The organism is Mesorhizobium sp. M7A.F.Ca.CA.004.12.1.1 (assembly GCF_003997835.1).
In the GTDB taxonomy this organism is placed as follows: domain Bacteria; phylum Pseudomonadota; class Alphaproteobacteria; order Rhizobiales; family Rhizobiaceae; genus Mesorhizobium.
Genome location: NZ_RZRK01000715.1, coordinates 1 through 3,116, shown reverse-complemented (window position 1 = coordinate 3,116; position 3,116 = coordinate 1). Strand labels below are relative to the sequence as shown.

Annotated in this window: 3 protein-coding genes and 1 pseudogene; all 4 read left to right on the top strand. The window is 61.0% G+C overall.

The genetic code is table 11. The features are described from left to right. A pseudogene (locus EN984_RS28265) lies at positions 1-384 on the top strand (UDP-N-acetylenolpyruvoylglucosamine reductase); the annotation flags it as partial. A gap of 447 nt (positions 385-831) precedes the next feature. Continuing rightward, positions 832-1,758, top strand: a complete 927-nt coding sequence (locus EN984_RS28260; protein WP_127269283.1) for a D-alanine--D-alanine ligase — start codon at positions 832-834, stop codon at positions 1,756-1,758. Continuing rightward, complete coding sequence (locus EN984_RS28255; RefSeq protein WP_127270941.1) at positions 1,746-2,687, top strand: cell division protein FtsQ/DivIB; 942 nt, start codon at positions 1,746-1,748, stop codon at positions 2,685-2,687. Before EN984_RS28260 ends, EN984_RS28255 begins: the two co-directional genes overlap by 13 nt. Then, on the top strand, positions 2,684-3,116 hold a 433-nt coding region (locus EN984_RS28250), incomplete at its 3' end, for a cell division protein FtsA (protein ID WP_281057349.1). The genes EN984_RS28255 and EN984_RS28250, both read left to right, overlap by 4 nt.

The following is a 3,116-nucleotide window of genomic DNA, read 5'->3' as shown; positions in this document are numbered from 1 at the left end:
GTGTTCGAGGGCTTTGCCGAGGACAGAGCGGCGATCAAGGCGGCGATGGAGGCCGTGCAGAACCATCGCGAGACCGTGCAGCCGATCCGCGAGAAGACCGGCGGCTCGACCTTCAAGAATCCGGAAGGCACGTCGGCCTGGAAGGAGATCGACAGAGCGGGCTGCCGCGGCCTGATGATCGGCGGGGCGCAGATGTCGCCGATGCATTGCAACTTCATGATCAACACGGGAACTGCGACCGGCTACGACCTAGAATATCTCGGCGAGACGGTGCGTACGCGGGTGCTGGAGAATTCCGGTATCCGGCTGCAATGGGAAATCAAGCGCATCGGCAATTTCCGGCCGGGACATGCAGTTCAGGAGTTTCTCGGGCAGCTCCTTTAAGGTGCGTTGATATTCAGGTGATGCCGGCCTGCAAACGACGGCTTCCTGCGCTTCCGGTGCTCACGTACTTTGAGTACGCTCCGCTCCGGTTCTCGAAAGCCATCGTTTTCGACTCGGCCTGACCTGAATCCCAACACACCTTCGCGCGAGTTGAAGTTCATGTGATGCATGAACTTCAACGAGGCCGAAACGGTCCGCGACCGTTGCCGCAAAGACTCAACGACACGCTTTTCGCATCCATTTTCTCAGAAAGTGAATCTCTCGGAATCGTAAGCACTTGCCAGTGAATCAACTCTCTGATTCTCTGCTCGAAAGCGTTTCCTGATTTGAGTCGTTCGACGCGTTTTCAGCGGTTTCCGTCTGGGGGGGGCAACCTGCCGGGAGACTCTGACTCAATGTTGCGGAAAATCTGGTTTTGGTCCGCCGTGAGAGAGGGGATGCCGGGGAATGAAAAACAAGCATGTGGCCGTCTTGCTGGGTGGTTTTTCGTCCGAGCGGCCCGTGTCTCTTTCGTCGGGAAAGGCTTGTGCCGATGAACTCGAGAAGGAAGGCTACCAGGTCACCCGTGTCGATGTCGGGCGCGATGTCGGCTCCGTGCTTGCCGAGCTCAAGCCCGATGTCGCCTTCAATGCGCTGCACGGCCCTTTTGGCGAGGACGGCACCATTCAGGGCATCCTTGAATATCTCGGCATTCCCTACACCCATTCCGGCGTGCTCGCTTCGGCTCTGGCCATGAACAAGGAGCAGGCCAAGCGGGTTGCCAAGTCGGTCGGCATCGTGATCGCCGAATCGAAGGTCGCCAGCCGCTTCGCCATCCAGAACAAGCACCCGATGAAGCCGCCCTATGTGGTCAAGCCGGTCAATGAGGGTTCGAGCTTCGGTGTCGTCATCGTACATGAAGGCCAGTCGCATCCGCCGCAGGTGATCGGCTCGTCCGAGTGGAAATATGGCGATACCGTCATGGTTGAGCGCTACATCCACGGCAGGGAGCTGACCTGCGCGGTGATGGGTGATGTGGCGCTGGGGGTCTGCGAGATCATCCCGACCGGCCATTCCTTCTATGACTATGATTCAAAATATGTCGCCGGGGGATCAAAGCACGAATGCCCCGCAAAAGTTTCACCGAATATTTACCAAAAAATACAAACACTGGCGCTCAAGGCTCACCAAGCGATCGGCTGTCGCGGCGTTTCCCGTTCGGACTTCCGTTACGATGATCGTCATTCCGAAAACGGCGAGATTGTCTGGCTCGAGGTCAACACCCAGCCGGGTATGACGCCGACGTCCTTGGTGCCTGAAATCGCCGCCCAGGCCGGGCACTCGTTTGGCGATTTGTTGAGTTGGATGGTGGAGGACGCTTCGTGCCTGCGTTGAAATGGAGACAAGGTTGGGAGAGGGGCGCGGCGGGGCCGGCGCTGTTCGGCCTGCCATTGTCGTCGGGCCATTTCGTGCTGCCGCGCATGCTGCGCCGCCCGGTGCGCATTCTGGCGCGCCTGGGCGTCGGGGAATTCCAGGCGCCGCGCTTTTCCGCGGCCATGATGTCGGCCGTGCTGATTTTCTCGAGCAGTGCCTATGGCGCCTATCTCGGCGGTCATGTCGAGGGTATCGTGCAGAGCATCACCGCCCGTACCGGCTTTGCCGTCGATCAGGTCAAGGTGGTCGGCAATCGCCAGACCTCGGAAATCGACATACTCGACAGGCTTGAACTCGACGGTTGGACGTCGCTGATCGGCTTTAATGCCGAGGCCGCGCGGGAACGAATTGCGACATTGCCGTGGATCGAGGTCGCGGCCGTCCGCAAGGTCTACCCGCATACTCTGGAAGTGCGCGTCGAGGAGCGTGAGGCTTTCGCGCTCTGGCAACAGGGTGACGCGCTTTCGGTCATCGAGCGGAATGGCGCCATGATCGCGCCGTTCTCGGGCGGCAAGCAGGCGCTCCTGCCGCTGCTGATCGGCATCGGCGCGCCGGCGAGCGCGCCCGATTTCCTGGCCAAGGTCGAGAAATATCCCGAGCTCGCGAGCCGGATCAAGGGTTATATCCGTGTTGGCGAACGGCGCTGGGACCTGAAGCTGGACAATGGCATCACCATCAAGCTTCCCGAGGATGACGAGGAACAGGCGCTCGCCGAACTCGTCAAGATGGATCATGACAACGGCTTGCTGTCGCGCGACATCGCCGCCGTCGACATGCGCCTGACGGACCGGCTGGTCGTGCAGTTGACGGCGGAAGCGGCGACGCAGCGCGAAGCCGCCCTCAACGAGAAACCCAAGAGCCTGAAGCGCAAGCCGGAGACGAAGATATGAACTGGCTTGGCGGTCCTGGCGATGCCGCGTCGCGCCGGTCCGGCACCCTGACGGTGCTGGATGTCGGTTCGAGCAAGGTCTGCTGCATGGTGGCCAAGCTGAAGCCATGCGATGACGGCAAGCTGCTGCGCGGCCGCTCGCACCGGATCCAGGTGATCGGCATCGGCCATCAGAAATCGCAAGGCGTGAAGTCGGGTGTCGTGGTTGACCTCGATAGGGCGGAACATGCCATCCGCCTTTCCGTCGACGCGGCCGAGCGCATGGCCGGGCTAACGGTCGATTCGCTGATCGTCAACATGACGGCCGGCCGGCTGAAGAGCGAAGCCTTCTCCGCCACCATCAATCTAGGCGGCCACGAGGCCGACGAGGCCGACATCAAGCGCGTTCTCGGTGCCGGCGCCAAGCAGGCGCTGAAGGCCGAGCGCGAGG